We start from the raw sequence: 19,138 nt of genomic DNA on the forward strand, positions 1-19,138 counted from the left end.
ATCCCGCCCAGATCGAACCAATCAATCATTGACAGGGAGTTCAGCCATGGCTGTGTCGCAGGCTATTCCGATCACGCGCCATCCATTCGCCAACGGGTCCTACAAGCAGATGCTGATCGATGGGAAGTGGGTCGATGCTGCCTCCGGCAAGCGCTTCGAGACCCACAACCCCGCAACCGGCGAACTGCTCGCAACCGTTGCCGAGGGCGACAAGGAAGACATCGATCGTGCGGTCGCTGCCGCCCGCCGCGCCTTCGAAGGGCCGTGGAGCAGGGTCAAGCCCTTCGAGCGGCAGAACTTGCTCCTGAAGCTTGCCGACCTAGTCGAGAAAAATTTCGACGAATTGTCGCAGCTCGACACGCTCGACATGGGCGCGCCGCTCAGCCGGACCCGCGCCTATCGCCTGCGCGCCGTCGGCATGCTGCGCTACTATGCCGGCCAGACCACCGCGATTCACGGCGAGACCATCGAGAACTCGCTGCCTGGCGAAATCTTTTCCTATACGCTGAAGGAGCCGATCGGCGTCGTCGGCGCCATCATTCCCTGGAATGGACCGCTGACTGCGACGATCTGGAAGATCGGTCCGGCGATCGCGACCGGCTGCACCGTCGTGCTCAAGCCCGCCGAAGAAGCGCCGCTGACCTCGCTGCGCATCGCCGAGCTCGCGATGGAAGCGGGCGTGCCGCCCGGCGTCATCAACGTCGTGCCTGGCTATGGCGAGACCGCGGGTGCTGCGCTTGCCTCGCACCACGACGTCGACAAGGTTGCCTTCACCGGCTCGCATGTCACGGGTCAGTCGATCATCCGCGCCTCGGCCGGCAACCTCAAGCGCGTTTCGCTCGAGCTCGGCGGCAAGTCGCCGGACATCGTGTTCGCGGATGCCGATCTCGATGCGGCCGTGCCAGGCGCCGCCATGGCGGTGTTCGCCAATTCGGGGCAAATCTGCAGCGCCGGCACCCGGCTGTTCGTCGAGCAGTCGATCTACGAGGAATTCGTCGGCCGCGTCGCCGAGTTCGGCAAGAAGCTGCAGGTCGGCAACGGTCTCGATCCCAACACCCAGATCGGACCGCTGGTATCCGAGCAGCAGCTCGAGCGCGTCACCAGCTATCTCGATATCGGCCAAAAGGAGGGCGCGCGGGCGCTCGCCGGCGGTGGCCGCGTCACCGAAGGCGCGCTGTCAAAGGGCTTCTTCGTGTCGCCGACAGTGTTCGCGGGCGTTCAGGACGATATGCGGATCGCGCAGGAGGAGATTTTTGGTCCCGTCATCTCCGCGATCGCGTTCAAGGACATGGACGAGTTGGTCAAGCGCGCCAACGCCACCACGTTCGGTCTCGGCTCGGGCCTGTGGACGCGGGACGTCAGCAAGGCGCATGCGGTCGCGAAGCGCCTGCGTGCCGGCTCGGTGTGGGTGAACTGCTACCAGGCGATGGACCCGGCCGTCCCCTTCGGCGGCTACAAGATGAGCGGCTACGGCCGCGAATCCGGCAAGCAGCACGTCGAGGAATATCTCAACGTGAAGGCGGTGTGGATCAAGACGGCCTAACGCGCCATCGCGTCCGGACTTCAGCGATCGGTCCTGCTTGCGGCGACGACAGAGCGCTTGCAGCGACTTGAGGTTGTTGCCCGGACGCTACATGCGATTTTGAAAGCGCGCGTCGTCCGCGCTTTTGCAAGACTTGCTATCCCATTTCGAATGTTGGCCGGTTAGTTCTGGTCACCGTCAATCTTCGGAATTGGAATATCGATAATGCTTCGCTTTGCTCCGATCCTGTTTGTGGCTTTGGGCGTCGCCTCGGCGTACCCCGCGCTCGCGGCCGACATGACCGCACGTGCGCCGGCGTACAAGGCGTCGCCACTGCCCGTCGCCTACAACTGGTCGGGCTTCTACGCCGGCGTGAATGTCGGGTATGGGTGGGGCGATGGTGCGAACGATCTCGTGCCGCATGATCCGGTGTTCACCGCGGGCGTGCTCGACGTCGCACTGGCGGGCGGCCTTGTCCCGGCTTCGCTGGCAACAAACGCGCGTGGCGTGATGGGCGGCTTGCAGGCCGGCTACAATGTGCAGACGGGCTCGTTGGTGTGGGGCGTCGAAGCCGATATCGCGGCGACCGACATCAAGGGTAGCTCAACGGTGACCCGAACCTTGCCGGTCTTCCCGACGATCATGACCACGCAAGATCAGAAGGTCGACTGGTTGGGGACCGTGCGCGGCCGGATCGGTGCCGCCGTTATGCCCGACTTGATGCTGTACGCGACCGGCGGTCTTGCCTATGGGCACGTCAAGGCGTCGACCTCGATCGTGGATCCCACGGGTGCGAGCGGCACGCCGTGCCTCAATGTGATCTGTAGCGCCGGCGCGGTGGAAAGCTGGCGCGTGGGCTGGACGGTCGGCGGCGGTGGCGAGTACCATTTTGCGTCGAACTGGAGCGTCAAGCTCGAATATCTCTACTACGATCTCGGCAGCGAGAAATACACGATCTTCAATCCGCTGTTCCCGTTCACGCCCGGCCCGGCGCGCGGCTTTGACTCAACCGCGAATTTCTCGGGCCACATCGCGCGCGTCGGTTTGAACTACAAGTTCGGCGCAGGCGCGGTCGTCGCAAAATACTGACCTGCAATTCTGAACAGACAAAAAGCCCCGGGCCTGGCCCGGGGCTTTTTTTATTCCCCGCCTCTTTTGGCTGGCCAGCCATTCCCCCATGCAGCTTCCGAGCTGCGAGCCTTTCTCTTATGATCCTCGTCCTCTCATCGATGATTTCGGGGCCGGCATGAAATTCGAGGCATTGTTTCAAGCGTTGCAGGTTGGTCCGTACAAGCTCGCGCATCGCGTCGCGATGGCGCCGTTGACGCGCATGCGGGCCGAGCGCGAGAGCTTTTCGCCGCGCCAGCTCAACGCCGAATATTACGGTCAGCGCGCTACCCAAGGCGGCCTGCTCATCGCCGAGGCCTCGCCCGTGCTCTCGCACGGCCGCGGTAATCCGGCGACGCCCGGCATCTATTCGGAGACGCAGATCGCGGGCTGGCGCAAGGTGGTCGACGCCGTGCACGCCAAGGGCGGCATCATCTTTCTCCAGCTCTGGCATGTGGGCCGCGTCTCGCATTCCTCCTTCCACGGCGGGGAGCTGCCGGTCTCGGCCTCGGCGATCCCGATCAGGGTCGAAGGCATGAAGGCAATGACCGCCGACGGCAAGATCTCCGACTATGAGACGCCCCGCGCGCTGGAGACGGACGAGGTCAAGGGAATCGTCGAGGCGTTCAGGCAGGGCGCGAAGAACGCGCTCGCCGCCGGCTTCGACGGCGTCGAGATCCACGGCGCCAACGGCTATCTGCTCGAGCAATTCCTGCAATCACGCAGCAACCAGCGCACCGATCAATATGGCGGTTCGATCGAGAACCGCGCGCGGCTTTTGCTCGAAGTGACCCAGGCCGCGATCGACGTCTGGGGCGCGGGCCGCGTCGGCGTGCGGCTGTCGCCCCACGGCATTGCCAATGATTCCGGCGAGCCAGATCCGATGCCGCTCTACACGCACGTGGTGAAGGCGCTCGACGAACTCGGCCTTGCCTATCTGCATTTCATCGAACCGCGCTCCAGCGGCTCGGGGCGCGCCGAAGTCAACTGGCAGAACGTGCCGTCGGCAATGCTGCTGTTCCGCCCGCTCTACAGCGGCGTGCTGATGACCGCCGGCGGGTTTACGGGCGAGACGGCGAACGCCGCCATAGCAGAGGGGCATGCCGACCTCATCGCTTTCGGTCGCATCTTCATCTCCAACCCCGATCTGCCGCGCCGCCTGCAGCACGATTACCCTCTGACGCCGTATAACCGTGCGACGTTCTACGGCGGCGAGGAAAAGGGGTATACGGATTATCCGGTGCATGACGAGCCGACGCCCGCGTAAGCGTTCTCGTCTGTCATTCCCGGGCGATGCGAAGCATCGAGCCCGGAATCCATTCCGCCTTCAGATATGCCGTGCGATGGATTCCGGGCTCGCGACTTCGTCGCGCCCCGGAATGACAATCATGTATTGTCGTGGTCACGACGACAATTCAGGGAATTCACCATGGCCAAAGCCGCAGCCGCCGCAGGAGTCGCAACGGGCCAATGCCTCTGCGGCAAGGTCACCTTCGAGATCGACGTCCCCGCACGCTGGGCCTGGCACGATCACTCCGCCGCCAGCCGTCGCGCCCACGGCGCTGCCTATGCGACCTATGTCGGAAGCTGGAAGAAACGGTTTCGCATCACCGCAGGCAAGACGGCGCTGACCCGCTACGAGGATAAGGCAACGAAGACCGCACGCAGCTTCTGCGCGCATTGCGGCACGCCGATCGCATATGAGCGCCCGCGCGGGCCGCATATGGTCAACATCCCCCGTGCGCTGTTTAGGGAACGCACCGGCCGCCAGCCGCTCTATCACATCGCGATCGGGGAGCTGCAGGAATGGACCTATACCGGCGAGCCGCTGGTGCCGCTGAAAGGCTTTCCCGGTGTGGTCTGGCAGCGCTCGAAGAAGAAGAAGCGGGCGGGCGGAGAGGACCCGTTCGAGCTGGGGCGCGAGGAAATGTAACGCCTCGCGTACGCAACGCAGCCATGACCGTGCTTCCTTGGCGCCTCCCGCGATTTCGGCCATCATGCCTTCGTCCTTGCGGCAACGTCCGCTCCTGGAGGAAACATGAAGAACAAGATCACCGGCCGCTCCGCCTTTCTCGCGCTGCTTAAGGACGAGGGCATCACGCATCTGTTCGGCAATCCCGGCACCACCGAGTTGCCGATCATGCATGCGCTGAAGGACCACCCTGATCTCACCTATGTGATGGCGATGCAGGAGAGCCTGGTGGTGGCGATCGCGGATGGCTACAGCCGCGCCTCCGGAAAGCTCGTCGCCTGCAACGTCCATGTCGCGCCCGGCCTCGGCAACGCGATGGGCTCGCTCTACAACGCCCAGTTCACGGGTACGCCGATGATCCTGACAGCGGGCCAGCAGGAGCAGGGCCACGGCCTGATGGAGCCGGTGCTCTACGGCCCGCTGGTGCGCATGGCCGAGCCGCTGGTGAAATGGGCGGTCGAGGTGACGCGGCTCGAGGATCTGCCGCGCATCGTGCGCCGCGCCGCAAAAGTCGCGACCACCCCGCCGACCGGGCCAGTATTCATTTCGTTGCCCGGCGATATCCTCAACAGCGAAGCAGGCATCGACCTCGGCCGCTCCACCCGCATCGACGCCCGCACAAGGCCATCGGATGAGGCACTAAACGCGTTCGCCGCGCGGCTGCTCAAGGCAGAGCGTCCCGTGATCGTCACCATGGACGAGGTGGTGAAGAGCGACGCACTGAAAGAGGCGGCCGAACTCGCCGAGCTTTTGGGCGCGGCTGCGTACCAATCCTCGACGCCCTACGGCTCGCACTTCCTCTCGGAGAGCCCGAGCTTCGTCGGCGCGCTGGCACGGGTTCAGAAAGTCGCGCGCGACACGCTTGCGCCGTACGATCTCTTGATCGCGCTCGGCGGCGATCCCCTGCGGATGTCAGTCTACAGCGAGGTCGATGCGCTGCCCGAGGGCCTCGGCATCGTGCAGATCGGCCTCGGCGATTGGGAGATCGCCAAGAACTACGGTGCCGAGATCGCGCTGAAGGCGGATCTGAAGGAAACGCTGCGTGCGCTGATCCCGGTGTTGAAGGAGATGGGCGGCGCTGCCCTGGCGCAACGTGCGAGGCAACGTCTCGCCGAGCTCGCGCCGAAGAACTGGACCGCACGGCGCACCGCGTTGGTCGAGCAGATCGGCAAGGCCGCAGACCGCAGCCCCATCGATCCAGACTGGCTGGTGCTGCAAATGGTGGAGGCGATGCCCGCCAATGCCATCCTCGTCGACGAGGGCCTCACTTCGAGCCGCCAGATCACGGCACTGCGTGCGCACCGCGACCGCTTCGGCTATCACGGCCTTGCCTCCGGCGGCATCGGCTGGGGCCTGCCGGCCTCCGTCGGCGCGAGCATCGCCAATCCCTATCGTCCCGTGGTCTGCTTCTCCGGCGACGGCAGCGCGATGTATTCGATCCAGTCGCTGTGGACGGCAGCGCATCACAAGCTGCCGCTCAATGTGGTCATTGCCAACAATGGCGGCTACCGCATCATCAAGCAGCGTCTGCTCGCCTTCCACGGCGACAATAATTACGTCGGCATGGATTTCGTCGATCCGCCGGTGGATTTCGCGGGCGTGGCGAAGGCGCTGGGATGCGAGGCGATCAAGGTCAGCGATCCGCGGGAGCTGACGGCGACGCTGGCGTCGGCGTTTGGCCGGCCGGGGACGAAGCTGATCGAGGTGATGGTGGACGGGAAGGTGTAGGGCACGCTGTCTCAACTCGTCGTCCTGGCCTAGTGCGCAATTGCGCACGGGGGCCAGGACCCATACCGCGTGATTTATCGATCGCAGGTGGTGCCGGTCCCGAACAACCAGTCTTCGCCAAATTGCTCCCTAGGGTTATGGGTCCCGGCCTGCGCCGGGACGACACTGAGGGTGTGGCGCGATCTTCCGCCTACCCCTTCTTCCCCACCCGATACCCCGCTGCAGGATGCGGCGCACCTAGCCGCGCACGTCCCTCGCCGAACAGCTTCTCCCGCAACGTGCCCTGCGCGTACTCCGCCTTGTACCGCCCGCGCCGCGTCAGCTCCGGCACCAGCATGTCGGCGATGTCCTCGAAATCGCCGGGTGAGATCGCGAAGGCGACGTTGAGGCCGTCGACGTCGGTCGCCTCGAACCACGCCTCGATCTTGTCCGCGACCGTCTCCGGCGTGCCGACCACGACGGGACCGGCGCCGCCGACGCCGACATGCTCGATGACGTCGCGCACGGTCCAGACGCGATCGGGATCGGCGCGGGTGACGTTGTCGAGTGCGCTGCGGCCGGCATCGTTCTGAACATGACGCACCTGCTGATCGAGCTCGTAGCCGGAGAAGTCGATGCCGGTCCATCCCGACATCAGGGCCAGCGCGCCTTCCGGGCTGATGTGGCGGCGATAGTCGGCATATTTTTCGTTCGCCTCGGCCTCTGTCCGCCCGAGGATGATCGTCATCATCGAGAACATCAGGATTTCCGCCGGATTGCGGCCGAACGCGGCGGCCTCCTGACGGATCGCCGACACGCGCGGCGCGATCACCTTGGCCGACGGCCCCGACATGAACACGCATTCGGCGTGCTGTGCCGCGAACTTCCGTCCGCGCGGCGAGGTGCCGGCCTGGTACAGCACGGGCGTCCGCTGCGGCGACGGTTCGCTGAGATGAATGGTGTTGTTGATGCGCCAGTTCGCGCCCTCGTGGTTGACGCGATGGACCTTTGTGGGATCGGTGAAGATGCCGCGCTTGCGGTCGCGCAGCACGGCGTCGTCCTCCCAGCTCCCTTCCCAGAGTTTGTAGACGACCTCCATATATTCGTCCGCGATCTCGTAGCGGTCGTCGTGCCCGATCTGCTTGTCCTTGCCGGCGCCGCGCGCGGCGCTGTCGAGATAGCCCGTGACGACATTCCAGCCGATACGTCCCTCGGTGAGATGATCGAGCGTCGACATCCGCCGCGCGAACGGATAGGGCGGCTCGAAGGAGAGATTGCTGGTGACGCCGAAGCCGAGATTCTGCGTCACCGCCGCCATGGCCGACAGCAGCAGCAGCGGATCGTTCGAGGGCGACTGGGCTGCATTGCGCAAGGCTGCGTCAGGACTGTTGCCGTAGACGTCATAGACGCCGAGCACGTCGGCCAGGAACAGCCCGTCGAAACGGCCGCGCTCCAGCGTTTTGGCAAGATCGATCCAGTAGGGCAGGCGGTTATATTCGGCAGTGCGGTCGCGCGGATGGGTCCACAAGCCCGGTGATTGGTGCGCGACGCAATTCATCGCAAATGCATTGAGCCTGATCTGCTTGGCCATGATGGTCCCCCGGCGCCCTGTACCGGGCGCTCTTCGAATGATAGAGCTGCGCCCGAACTTGGCGAAGTTCTTGCATATAGCGCGACGTTGGCAAGGCCAAAATCAGCGGCGCTGCCGCGCTTGGCAAGCCAATCTCAAGAGAGCAAGAACGAAATCCCAAGACTATCGAAGTCCCCGCCACTTTCGAAGGCCTGCCCGTATCGGGTATGCTCCTTCGTCTGACAACCTAAAAAGAAAATAATGACCAGAGCCGATGCCATCGCCCGCGCCCGTGACGATTTCAAATCCGGCGCGTTCCTCGCCGAACTCGACCGTCGCGTCGCCTACCGGACCGAGAGCCAGAATCCGAACCGGAGCGTCGAGCTGCGCGCCTATCTGGAACAGGAGATGGTGCCCGCTTTCGCCGCGCTCGATTTCGAAAGCCGCATGGTCGAATCTCCCAGCGGCAAGGCGCCGTTCCTGTTCGCCGAACACCACGAGAGCGAGACGGCCCCGACCGTGCTGATCTACGGCCATGGCGACGTCGTCGATGGCATGGAAGGCGAGTGGCGCGACGGCCGCGATCCCTGGCGCACCACGGTTTCGGGCACGCGTCTCTACGGTCGCGGCACGGCCGACAACAAGGGCCAGCACAGCATCAACATGGCCGCACTCCGCGCGGTGCGCGAGGCCCGCGGCGGCAAGCTCGGCTTCAACGCCAAGTTCATCCTCGAGATGGGCGAGGAGATCGGCTCGCCGGATCTCGGCAAGGTCTGCGATCTCAATCGCGATGCACTCAACGCCGATCTGTTCATGGCCTCCGACGGGCCGCGCCTGTCCGCCGACCGTCCGACCCTGTTCCTCGGCTGCCGTGGCGGCATCCGCATACATCTCGATGTGAACCTTCGCGACGGCGGCAATCACTCCGGCAATTGGGGCGGCGTGCTCGCCAACCCCGCGACCATTCTGGTCAACGCGATCTCGACGCTGGTCGACGGCCACGGCCGCCTTCAGCTGGATGCGTTGAAGCCGCCCCGGCTCACCAACCAGATCCGCAGCTATCTTGCGGACGTGCAGGTGGTGCCGACCGAGGACGAGCCGGCGTTGGCCGAGAACTGGGGCGAGGAGGGTCTTTCGGCGGCCGAGCGACTCTATGCCTGGAACACGCTCGAAGTGCTGGCTATGTCGTCGGGCAGTATCGAGAAGCCGGCCAACGCCATTCCGGGCCACGCCAATGCCGTGCTGCAGCTGCGTTTCGTGGTCGGTACTGAGATCGATGGGCTGATCGAGGCGATCCGCGCGCATCTGGTGCAGAAGGGCTTTCCGATGGTCGAGGTGCGGGCGGCGCAGAGCTTTGCCGCCTCGCGCACGGATTTCGACAGCCCCTGGATCGCATGGGCGGCGGATTCGGTGCGTCAGACCACTGGCAGGGTCCCGGCGGTGCTGCCCAATTTCGGCGGCTCGTTGCCCAACGACGTGTTCTCCGAGATCCTGGGCCTGCCCACGATCTGGGTGCCGCACTCCTATCCCGGCTGCTCCCAGCATGCGCCCAATGAGCACATCCTGCTGCCATTGACCGAAGAGGCCTTGACGGTGATGGCCGGGCTGTTCTGGGATCTCGGGGAATTGCCGGGACCGCTAACACACCCGCTGGCCTGAGCCGTTAACCGGAGCCGCGATCCAGCCAAAAGTCACATTCTATTCCAACCCAATTTGTGCTTGCATCCCGCCGGCATCATCCTGAAAGGGGACCAAAAAGTGAAACATTTCCGTAGCATCGGCCTCGCGCTCGCCGCGACCTTCGCCGTCGGCCAGGCCGGGGCCCAGGAGCTGACCGGCACGCTCAAGAACATCAAGGACACCGGCGCCATTACGCTCGGCTTCCGCGACTCCTCGATCCCGTTCTCATATCTAGACGACAACCAGAAGCCCATCGGGTTCGCGATGGACATCTGCTACAAGATCGTCGACGCCGTGAAGAAGGAGCTCAAGCTCGACAAGCTCGAGGTCAAGCTCAACCCGGTGACCTCGGCGACGCGTATTCCGCTGATGGCGAACGGCACCATCGACCTCGAATGCGGTTCGACCACCAACAACGCCGAGCGCCAGAAGCAGGTCGCCTTCACCAACACCCATTACCTGACTGCCAGCCGCTACGTCTTCAAGAAGTCGAGCGGCCTGAAGTCGATCGACGATCTCAAGGGCAAGACGGTGGTCTCGACCGCCGGCACCACCAACATCAAGCAGCTCACCGAAGCCAATGTTGCGAAAAGCCTCGGCGCCAACATCATCCCGGCCAAGGACCACGCCGAATCCTTCCTGATGGTCGAGACCGACCGCGCCGTCGCCTTCGTGATGGACGACATCCTGCTCGCGAGCCTCGTGGCCGGCTCGAAGTCGCCCGACGACTACGTCATCTCCAAGGACGCGTTCTCCAAGCCTGAGCCCTACGGCATCATGCTGCGCAAGGACGACGCGCCGTTCAAGAAGGTGGTCGATGCGGCGACCGCCGCGCTCTACACCTCCGGCGAAGGCCAGAAGATCTACGAGAAGTGGTTCACCCAGAAGATCCCGCCGAAGGGTCTGAACCTCAACACCCCGATCTCGGCCGAGCTGAAGAACGAGTTCGCGAAACCTTCGGACTCGCCAAACCCGGACGACTATAAGTAAGCTGAGTTGTTCGCCTCTCCCCGCTTGCGGGGAGAGGCAGCATATTCCAGCCATTCTGGAGGGAGAGTGGCCGGACATTTGCATAGGCGCCAGGACATCCATGACTGGCGCGTTCGCGCGGGGGACACGTGAACTACCACTGGAACTGGGGAATTTTCTTCGAGCCGAACCCGATGGGGACCGGCACCTATCTCGACATGCTGTTGTCGGGCCTGGTGCTGACCCTCAAGACGGGTGCGCTCGCCTGGATCATCGCGCTGATCATGGGCTCGATCGTCGGCGTGATGCGCACGCTGCCGACCAAGGGCGCGAACTGGTTCGGCTTTGCCTATGTCGAATTCTTCCGCAACATGCCGCTGCTGGTGCAGCTCTTCCTGTGGTTTTTCGTGCTGCCGGAAGTGTTGCCAAGGTCCGCGGGATTGTGGTTGAAGCAACTGCCGAATGCGCCGTTCTGGACGGCGGCGATCGGCATCGGCTTCTTCATGTCGGCGCGCGTCGCCGTGCAATTGCAGGCCGGCATCGGATCGCTCCCGCGCGGGCAGAAGATGGCGGCGACCGCGCTCGGCCTGACGACCCTGCAGGCTTATCGCTACATCTTGCTGCCGATGGCGTTCCGCATCATCCTGCCGCCGCTGACGTCCGAGTTCCTCAACACCATCAAGAACACGGCTGTGGCCATCACCATCGGTTTGCTTGAGCTGACCGGACAAGCGCGCTCCATGCAGGAATTCTCGTTCCAGGTGTTCGAGGCCTTCACCGCCGCGACCCTTCTCTATCTCCTCGTCAACGCCGTCGTCGTGACCGCGATGCGCTTCCTCGAGCGCTACGTCGCGATCCCCGGCTACATCACGGGGAAATAGCGCTATGTTCAGCAATTTTGATTTCGGGGTCATCATCCGCACGCTGCCCTATCTATTCTATGAGGGCATGACGTTCACGCTGATGCTGACCGGGCTTGCTGCACTCGGCGGCCTTGTCTTCGGCACGGCGATCGCGCTGATGCGGCTGTCCGGCTACAAGGTGCTAGGCCGCATCGCGGGCGTCTATGTCGACTTCATGCGCTCGCTGCCGCTGGTGCTGGTGATCTTCTGGTTCTACTTCCTGGTGCCCTATATCGGGCAGTGGGTGACCGGCGCGTCGCGCCCGATCAGCGTCGGCGCGTTCGCATCCTCGCTCATCACCTTCATCATGTTCGAGGCCGCGTACTTTTCCGAGATCATGCGTGCCGGCATCCAGTCGATCTCGCGCGGCCAACCGGCCGCAGCCAACGCGCTTGGCCTGACCTACGCCCAGACCATGCGCTACGTTGTGTTGCCGCAGGCCTTCCGCAACATGCTGCCGGTCCTGATCACGCAGACCATCGTGCTGTTCCAGGACACCTCACTGGTCTACGTGCTGTCGATCACCGATTTCCTCGGTGCGGCAAGCAAGGTCGCACAGCGCGACGGCCGTCTGGTCGAAATGTATCTGTTCGCAGCAATCGTCTACTTCACCATTTCCTGTGTCGCGTCCTTCGGCGTTCGCCGCCTGCAGGCGCGCATCGCCATCATTCGATAGAGTCTGTCATGATCGAGATCAGCCACGTCGACAAATGGTACAGCCCGAGCTTCCAGGTGCTGACCGACTGCACCACCAGCGTCTCCAAGGGCGAGGTGGTCGTGGTCTGCGGCCCGTCGGGATCAGGCAAGTCGACGCTGATCAAATGCGTCAATGCGCTGGAGCCGTTCCAGAAAGGCGACATCAGCGTCGATGGCACCAAGGTCAACGATCCCAAGACCAATCTGCCCAAGCTGCGCTCGCGTGTCGGCATGGTGTTTCAGCACTTCGAGCTGTTTCCGCATCTGAAGATCATCGACAATCTCTGCCTCGCACAGCAGAAGGTGCTCGACCGGTCGCGCGACAAGGCGATGGTGAAAGGCATGCAGCTGCTGGAGCGCGTCGGCCTGAAGGAACAGGCGCAAAAGTATCCCGCGAACCTGTCCGGTGGCCAGCAGCAGCGGGTGGCGATCGCTCGCGCGCTCGCAATGGACCCCATTGTCATGCTGTTCGACGAGCCGACCTCGGCGCTCGACCCTGAAATGGTGAGCGAGGTGCTCGACGTCATGGTGGACCTCGCCCATGAGGGCATGACCATGATGGTCGTCACCCACGAGATGGGCTTTGCCCGCAAGGTTGCCAACCGCGTGATCTTCATGGACCGCGGCGAGATCGTCGAGGACGCCCCGAAGGACGATTTCTTCGGCAAGCCCCGCAGCGACCGCGCGCAGAAGTTCTTGTCGAAGATCCTGTCGCATTAACCCTGTCGTCATTCCGGTACGAGCCTCTTGGCGCGGGCCCGGAATCCATATCCCAGACTGGTGGCTATGGATTCTCAGATGCGCAATTGCGCATCAAAGCTCGTCGCTTCGCGCCGCCCCGGAATGACGAATAGAGGGGTGATCGGCCGCGGCAACTGGCGTATAAGCGCACAAAATCCCTTTCCCCCAGGAGACCTGCCTTGGATCCGATCGCCTATGTCAACGGCTCATTCGTCCCGCTTTCGGACGCCAAAATTTCGGTCCTCGATCGCGGCTTCCTGTTTGCCGACGGCATCTATGAGGTCTCGGCCGTGCTCGACGGCAAGCTGGTCGACAATGCCTCGCATCTGGCGCGGCTGGAGCGCTCGGTCGGCGAGATCCAGCTGAAGCTGCCCGAGACGGTCGAGCGTATCACCGAGCTCCAGAAGGAGCTGATCGCGCGCAACAAGGTCGAAAACGGCCTCGTCTATCTCCAGGTCACCCGCGGCGCCGACAAGGGCCGCGACTTCGCTTTCCCCAAGGGCGACGTCAAGTCGAGCCTGGTGATGTTCACGTCGGAGAAGGACATCATCAACGCCGCCTCGGCCAAGACCGGTATCAACGTGATCACCGTGCCTGACATCCGTTGGGAGCGGCGTGACATCAAGAGCGTGGCATTGCTGGCGCAGGTGCTGGCGAAGCAGGCCGCGGCCGAAGCGGGTGCGGGCGAAGCCTGGATGCTGGAGGACGGCTACGTCACCGAAGGCGGATCGTCCTCGGCGTTCATTCTCACCAAGGACGACGTCATCGTGACCCGCAAGAACTCCAACGCGATCTTGCCGGGCTGCACCCGCAAGGCGGTGGTGGCGCTGGCGGAAGAGCGTCAGCTCCGCCTCGAGGAGCGTTCCTTTACGGTCGCCGAGGCGCTCGCCGCCAAGGAAGCCTTTGCCACCTCGGCGTCGCTGTTCGTCCAGCCGGTGGTTGCGATCGACGGCAAGAAGGTCGGCGACGGCAAGCCCGGCCCGCTTGCCGCGCGGCTGCGCGAGATCTACGTGGAGTTCGCCAAGGCGACGGCGGTTTAAGCACACACCCGGTGTCCTCGCCGGCGAAGGCGGGCGAGCCAATACTCCGTGACGAGATGTCGATGAACGCCGTCTATCCACACCGCCATCATCTATCGGCCAAGGTCAGGACCTTCATCGACATGCTGGTGCATCACAGTGCCGAGCAGCAGAAGCTGATCAATCCGTATTCATGACGGGCGCGGCGGCGGCAATCGCCCGAACACGGCGTCGAGTGCCATTCCGATCGCAAGCAGGCGGCGATCGTTGCCCGCGGGGCCATCCAGTTCGAGCCCGATCGGAAGTTTGCTGACCGCGCCGAGCGCAATCGGGATCTGGATTCCGGGAATTCCGGCATTGCTGCCGGGATCGGTGTTCTGGATGAACAGGCCGAAATTTTCGAGGCTGCTGGAGTCGGGATTGGAAGCAATCGCCACGCGCGGCGTGGTCGGGAAGGCGATGGCGTCGAGCCGGCTGTCCGCAAAAGTCCTGCCGTAGAGCGCCTGCAGGGCGGGACGCGCGGACCTGATGGCAGCGTCATAGATCGGCTCGGCATCGACCAGCGTATTGTCTGGACCAGGCAGCTTGCGCGGGATCACGAGGCCGTCATAGGTGCCCTTGACGTCGGGGCTCGCGATCTCCCGCGCCAGGGCGTCGATGGTGATGCCGGTGCCGGTATGCGCGAGATAGGCCACCATGTCGTCATAGGCCTCGTACAGCGCGACGGGAAAGCCGACCTGGCCGTTGAGTTCGGCCAAATGCGGCATTTCGATCTCGACCACCGTGACGCCGTGCGCCTTCAGTTTCGCGACCGCCGCCCGGAAGGCGGCATCGGTGTCGGTATCGAGATTGATCAGCATCGACCGCACGATGCCGATGCGCATCTGCTTCAGATCGGCTGGCTGAACGGCTTCGCCACCCGCAATGACGCGGTCGAGCAGTTCGACATCCGCCATGGTCGCGGCCATCGGGCCCGCGGTGTCGCGGGTGTGCGAAATCGGCGCAATGCCGTCTTGCGGATAGCGGCCGATGGTCGGGCGCAGCGACGCGCATCCGTTCAGCGCAGCCGGCACCCTGACCGATCCGCCAGTGTCGGTGCCGAGACCGCCCGCGACGATCCGCGCGCCGATCGCGGCGCCCGTCCCGGAGGAAGAGCCGCCGGCGATCAGGGTGCGGTCATAGGCGTTGCGTACGCCGAACTCGGCAGCGGTCTTGAACGCGGTGTTGTAGCCGGAGATGCCGAAGGCAAGCTCGTGCATGCTGGTCTTGCCGATGATGACCGCGCCCGCCGCGCGCAATTTTGCGACCACTGGCGCGTCGGCCTTCGGAACGTAATGCTTCAGCGCTGGCGTTCCTGCGCTGCAGGGGAGCCCCGCGACCTCGATATTGTCCTTGATCACGATAGGAACGCCGCCGAGCGGCTTGTCCTTGTTGTCGTTGGCGTCGGATGCGGCCGCAGCCTTCAGGGCGCCCGCCTCGTCCAGGGTGACGAAAGCATTCAGATCGGCATTGGCCTTGGCGCGGGCGAGAGCTTCCGTCGTGAGCGCGGTGCTCGTGATTTTTCCGGCGCGGAGGTCGGCCGCAGCCTGGGTCAGGGTCAACTGGTCGAAATCCATCATACGTCACCCGATTGCAGGAGCGCCATCAAGGCGCCCCTCGGCTCCAGAGGCTGAAGCCTCGTCGGCGCTCCGTCAACCGTAGGCGCGCATCTTTGCAGGTGATGGGGCGTCGAGCTCGGCGAACAGCCGTTCGACCTCGGCCTTCACCTTCCCGATCGCGGCGTCCTTAACCGGGCCGTAGCCGCGGATCTCCATCGGCGTTTTTGCAATGGCAACCAGACTTGGCAGATGCGCCGCGTCGAGCCCCCCGAGCAGCCGCTCGACGACGCCATCGTACCAGGTGATCAGTTCCCGCTCGGCGCGCCGTTCCGCCGTGTAGCCGAACGGATCGAACGGCGTACCGCGCAATCCCTTCAGTCGCGCCAGCAAGGCAAGCGGCATCTGGATCCACTGCCCGAAGCTGCGTTTGCGCGGACGTCCGCGGGCGTCGCGCCTTGAGGGCAGGAACGGTGGGGCGAGGTGATATCGGACGCTGAATTCGCCTTCGAATTCGCCTTTCAATTCGTCGAGGAAACCACTCTGCATGTGCAGCCGCGCCACCTCGTACTCGTCCTTGTAGGCCATCAGCTTGAACAGGGCGCGTGCGACCGCCTCGGTCAATGCCTCGCTATTCAGGTTGGCTTCGGCATGCCGAACATTTGCAACGAGTGCTCGATAGCGCGCTGCATAGGCATCGTTCTGATAGGCCGTGAGGAAGTCGGCGCGGCGGTCGATCAATTGGTCGAGCGTCTCGGCCTTGGGCGCTTCATGCACCTTGGGCAAGAAGTCCGGATCGGCGGCCGCGACCCGGCCCCAGGCAAAGGCCTGCTTGTTGCTTTCGACTGCGACACCGTTGAGCTCGATCGCGCGCAACAGCGCCGACAGCGAGATCGGCAACAGCCCGCGCTGCCAGGCAAAACCCAGCATGACGATGTTGGCATAGACGGCATCGCCGAGCAGGCGCTCGGCCAGCGCGTTGGCGTTGATGGTGTCGAGATTGCCGTCGCCGATCACCTGGCCGATCGCGCGCAGGCGGGCGGGTGAGGCGAGGTCGGCGTCCCGGAAACGGACGACGTCGCCGGTCGGCATCTCGGCGGTGTTGACCGCGGCGCGCGTGCCTTTTCGATAGGTGCCGGACGCCTTCGGCGAGGAGCTGACGACGAGGTCGCAACCGATAAGCGCATCGGCCGCACCCTGGTCGACCCGGACCTGGTGTAATGCATCGGGGGATGCGGCCAGCCGGATGTAGCTCAGCACCGGTCCGAATTTCTGCGCAAAGCCGGTAAAATCCAGCACCGAGACGCCGTTTCGTTCGAGATGCGCCGCCATGCCGATCAGCGCGCCGACCGTGATCACGCCGGTGCCGCCGACGCCGGTGACGAGCAGATCATATGGTCGGTCGAGCGTTGCGGGTGGGGGCAGGGGAAGCGTGGCCGCGTGACCGACCGCGTCAATCCGGCTTGCGCCCTTCTTCCGGCGCGTAGCGCCTTCAACGGTGACGAAGCTCGGGCAGAATCCGTTGAGGCAGGAAAAGTCCTTGTTGCAGGATGAGAGGTTGATCCGGCGCTTCCGACCGAAGGGTGTCTCCTTGGGCTCGACGCTGAGACAGTTGGATTCGACCGAGCAGTCGCCGCAGCCCTCGCAGACGAGATCGTTGATATAGGCGAAGCGTTTGGGGTCGGCCATCTGTCCACGCTTGCGGCGACGCCGCTTCTCTGTCGCGCAGGTCTGCTGATAGATCAGCACCGAGACGCCGGGAATATCGCGCAGCTCGCGCTGCACATTGTCCATCTCTTCGCGCCGATGGATGGACACGCCGACCGGAAGATCGCCTGGCGAAAATTGCGCTGGATCGTCCGACACCAGCGCGATGCGCGCGACGCCCTCGGCGCGGACGCTGTGCGCGATGGCGTGGACGCTGATCGGGCCGTCGACGGGTTGGCCGCCGGTCATGGCGACGGCATCGTTGAACAGGATCTTGTAGGTGATGTTGGCTTTGGCCGCGATCGACTGCCGGATCGCCATCGAACCCGAATGGTAATAGGTGCCTTCGCCGAGATTCTGGAAAACGTGCTTGTTGCCGGTAAAGCGTGACGAGGCGGCCCAGTTCACGCCTTCGCCGCCCATCTGGATCAGCGACGAGGTCTCGCGGTCCATCCAGCTCGCCATGAAATGACAGCCGATGCCGGCCAGCGCCTTCGACCCCTCCGGCACTTTGGTCGAAATGTTGTGCGGGCATCCGGAGCAGAAATACGGCGTGCGCGTCGCACCGCTGACGTTGATCGTGCGCGCGGCCTCAGGCATCAAGCCGGCTGCACGTGCGCCGAGATTGAGGCCTGGGAACATCGGATCGAGTCGACGTGCGAGCACCCCAGCGAGCGCGCGCGGTGACAATTCGCCGATCCAGGAGATCAGCCGCGCGCCGGTTTCGTCGTGCTTACCGACCATGCGCTCGGGTTTTTCGCCCGGAAAATCGTAAAAATATTCCTTGAACTGGCTTTCGATGATGCCGCGCTTCTCCTCGACCACGAGGATCTCGCGCTTGCCCTTCACGAACGCCATTGCGTCGTGCAGCGCCAGCGGCCAGACCATGCCGACCTTGTAGATGTCGATGCCGATGCTGCGGCAGGCTGCTTCGTCGAGACCCATCAGCCGCAGCGCTTCCATCAGATCGAGATGCGCTTTGCCCGTGGTGACGATGCCGTAGCTGGCGCCCGGGATGTCGTAGATGTGACGGTCGATCGGATTGGCCTTTGCGAAGGCGTAGACCGCATGCTTCTTCGCCTCCAGCCGCTCCTCGATCTGCGGCCCCGGCAGATCCGGCCAGCGATAGTGCAAGCCGCCGGGTGGCGGTGTGAAGTCCGGCTTCTGGAAGGCGCGCGGCGGGCGCAGCGCGACGGAGGCGCCGGATTCCACGATCTCCGAGATCGCCTTGAAGCCGACCCACATGCCGGTGAAGCGGCTCAGCGCGTAGCCATATTCACCGAATTCGAGATATTCACTGACGCTTGCGGGGTGGAGCGTCGGCATGAGCCAGCTCATGAAAGCGACGTCAGACTGGTGCGGCATCGAGGACGAGACGCAGCCGTGGTCGTCGCCGGCGACCACCAGAACGCCGCCATGCGGTGAGGACCCGTAGGCGTTGCCGTGTTTCAGTGCATCGCCGGAGCGATCGACGCCGGGGCCCTTGCCGTACCAGAGCCCGAACACGCCCTCGACCTCGCGGTCCGCTTGCGTCTCGACCTGCTGCGAGCCGAGCACGGCGGTTGCGGCAAGATCTTCGTTCACGGCGGGGAGGAATTCGATTCGGTCCTGCTTCAGCCGCTCCTGGATGCGCCACAGTTCGAGGTCGATGCCGCCGAGCGGCGAGCCGCGATAGCCCGAGATGAAGCCCGCCGTGTTCAGCCCCGCGGCACGGTCGCGCCGCACCTGGTCGAGCGCGATGCGGACGATGGCCTGCGTGCCGGTGAGGAAGACGCGACCTTCTTCGCGATCGTAGCGGTCGGAAAGCTCGTAAGGATCGAGAGACGGAATGGTGTCCATGCGGACCTCCCCCCGGCATCCTTGCCGGATGGGAGAAGGGTAAGCCTGGGCAAGTGGTAGGTCTTACCTTTATTTCCGAATAGTGTGCCTATTATGGTAGAGTTATCCAATA

Annotated in this window: 14 protein-coding genes and 1 pseudogene; 12 read left to right on the forward strand and 3 right to left on the reverse strand. The window is 64.0% G+C overall.

Going from position 1 to position 19,138, the window contains the following annotated elements:
- The first annotated feature begins 46 nt into the window (after positions 1-46).
- The 5 genes from GWG67_RS20025 (at position 47) to GWG67_RS20045 (ending at position 6,329) form a co-directional block, all read left to right on the forward strand.
- Positions 47-1,543 carry an aldehyde dehydrogenase family protein gene (locus tag GWG67_RS20025; protein ID WP_275171041.1) on the forward strand — a complete coding sequence of 499 codons (1,497 nt, stop codon included), beginning with the start codon at positions 47-49 and terminating at the stop codon, positions 1,541-1,543.
- 204 nt (positions 1,544-1,747) lie between these two features.
- Complete coding sequence (locus GWG67_RS20030; protein WP_275171042.1) at positions 1,748-2,611, forward strand: outer membrane protein; 864 nt, start codon at positions 1,748-1,750, stop codon at positions 2,609-2,611.
- Between the two features lie 157 nt (positions 2,612-2,768).
- Positions 2,769-3,896 (forward strand): alkene reductase, encoded by a 1,128-nt coding sequence (locus GWG67_RS20035; RefSeq protein WP_275171043.1) that lies wholly within the window; start codon positions 2,769-2,771, stop codon positions 3,894-3,896.
- Between the two features lie 162 nt (positions 3,897-4,058).
- Positions 4,059-4,562, forward strand: a complete 504-nt coding sequence (locus tag GWG67_RS20040) for a GFA family protein (protein WP_275171044.1) — start codon at positions 4,059-4,061, stop codon at positions 4,560-4,562.
- A 105-nt stretch (positions 4,563-4,667) separates the two neighbouring features.
- Positions 4,668-6,329: a thiamine pyrophosphate-binding protein gene (locus GWG67_RS20045; RefSeq protein WP_275171045.1), complete on the forward strand. Its 1,662-nt coding sequence runs from the start codon at positions 4,668-4,670 to the stop codon at positions 6,327-6,329.
- Between the two features lie 190 nt (positions 6,330-6,519).
- Here the strand turns inward: GWG67_RS20045 and GWG67_RS20050 are convergent, their stop codons facing one another.
- Entirely contained in the window at positions 6,520-7,899 is a 1,380-nt protein-coding gene (locus tag GWG67_RS20050; protein ID WP_275171046.1) for an LLM class flavin-dependent oxidoreductase, read from the reverse strand.
- A gap of 240 nt (positions 7,900-8,139) precedes the next feature.
- Here GWG67_RS20050 and GWG67_RS20055 point away from each other — a divergent pair, with 240 nt between their 5' ends.
- The 7 genes and pseudogenes from GWG67_RS20055 to GWG67_RS20085 all read left to right on the forward strand — a co-directional run.
- Entirely contained in the window at positions 8,140-9,537 is a 1,398-nt protein-coding gene (locus GWG67_RS20055) for a M20 family metallopeptidase (RefSeq protein WP_275171047.1), read from the forward strand.
- A gap of 99 nt (positions 9,538-9,636) precedes the next feature.
- Positions 9,637-10,548 (forward strand): amino acid ABC transporter substrate-binding protein, encoded by a 912-nt coding sequence (locus GWG67_RS20060; protein WP_275171048.1) that lies wholly within the window; start codon positions 9,637-9,639, stop codon positions 10,546-10,548.
- Positions 10,549-10,676: 128 nt separating this feature from the next.
- A complete protein-coding gene (locus GWG67_RS20065) occupies positions 10,677-11,408 on the forward strand; it encodes an amino acid ABC transporter permease (RefSeq protein WP_275171049.1) in 732 nt (243 codons plus the stop codon).
- 4 nt (positions 11,409-11,412) lie between these two features.
- On the forward strand, positions 11,413-12,105 hold the full coding sequence (locus tag GWG67_RS20070; RefSeq protein WP_275171050.1) for an amino acid ABC transporter permease: 693 nt from the start codon (positions 11,413-11,415) through the stop codon (positions 12,103-12,105).
- An 8-nt stretch (positions 12,106-12,113) separates the two neighbouring features.
- Complete coding sequence (locus GWG67_RS20075; protein WP_275171051.1) at positions 12,114-12,845, forward strand: amino acid ABC transporter ATP-binding protein; 732 nt, start codon at positions 12,114-12,116, stop codon at positions 12,843-12,845.
- Positions 12,846-13,045: 200 nt separating this feature from the next.
- Positions 13,046-13,906, forward strand: a complete 861-nt coding sequence (locus GWG67_RS20080; RefSeq protein WP_275171052.1) for a D-amino-acid transaminase — start codon at positions 13,046-13,048, stop codon at positions 13,904-13,906.
- A 53-nt stretch (positions 13,907-13,959) separates the two neighbouring features.
- A pseudogene (locus GWG67_RS20085) lies at positions 13,960-14,082 on the forward strand (LysR family transcriptional regulator); the annotation flags it as partial.
- On the opposite strand, the gene iaaH reads toward GWG67_RS20085, so the two are convergent.
- Together iaaH and GWG67_RS20095 are read right to left on the reverse strand one after the other, a co-directional pair.
- The gene (gene iaaH / locus GWG67_RS20090; protein WP_275171089.1) at positions 14,077-15,501 is read right to left on the reverse strand and encodes an indoleacetamide hydrolase; all 1,425 of its coding nucleotides are present in this window, start codon (positions 15,499-15,501) and stop codon (positions 14,077-14,079) included. The pseudogene GWG67_RS20085 and the gene iaaH sit on opposite strands and share 6 nt — an antisense overlap.
- 75 nt (positions 15,502-15,576) lie before the next feature.
- Positions 15,577-19,026, reverse strand: coding sequence for an indolepyruvate ferredoxin oxidoreductase family protein (locus GWG67_RS20095; RefSeq protein ID WP_275171053.1), 3,450 nt, complete (start codon positions 19,024-19,026; stop codon positions 15,577-15,579).
- Positions 19,027-19,138: the final 112 nt, after the last annotated feature.

The organism is Bradyrhizobium sp. CSS354, from assembly GCF_029051725.1.
Lineage (GTDB): Bacteria > Pseudomonadota > Alphaproteobacteria > Rhizobiales > Xanthobacteraceae > Bradyrhizobium.

Coding starts and splice junctions, on each gene's coding strand:
- GWG67_RS20095 (WP_275171053.1), bottom strand. CDS start 19,026: ATGGACACCATTCCGTCTCTCGATCCTTACGAGCTTTCCGACCGCTAC.
- GWG67_RS20055 (WP_275171047.1), top strand. CDS start 8,140: ATGACCAGAGCCGATGCCATCGCCCGCGCCCGTGACGATTTCAAATCC.
- GWG67_RS20050 (WP_275171046.1), bottom strand. CDS start 7,899: ATGGCCAAGCAGATCAGGCTCAATGCATTTGCGATGAATTGCGTCGCG.
- GWG67_RS20045 (WP_275171045.1), top strand. CDS start 4,668: ATGAAGAACAAGATCACCGGCCGCTCCGCCTTTCTCGCGCTGCTTAAG.
- GWG67_RS20070 (WP_275171050.1), top strand. CDS start 11,413: ATGTTCAGCAATTTTGATTTCGGGGTCATCATCCGCACGCTGCCCTAT.
- GWG67_RS20075 (WP_275171051.1), top strand. CDS start 12,114: ATGATCGAGATCAGCCACGTCGACAAATGGTACAGCCCGAGCTTCCAG.
- GWG67_RS20025 (WP_275171041.1), top strand. CDS start 47: ATGGCTGTGTCGCAGGCTATTCCGATCACGCGCCATCCATTCGCCAAC.
- GWG67_RS20030 (WP_275171042.1), top strand. CDS start 1,748: ATGCTTCGCTTTGCTCCGATCCTGTTTGTGGCTTTGGGCGTCGCCTCG.
- iaaH (WP_275171089.1), bottom strand. CDS start 15,501: ATGGATTTCGACCAGTTGACCCTGACCCAGGCTGCGGCCGACCTCCGC.
- GWG67_RS20035 (WP_275171043.1), top strand. CDS start 2,769: ATGAAATTCGAGGCATTGTTTCAAGCGTTGCAGGTTGGTCCGTACAAG.
- GWG67_RS20040 (WP_275171044.1), top strand. CDS start 4,059: ATGGCCAAAGCCGCAGCCGCCGCAGGAGTCGCAACGGGCCAATGCCTC.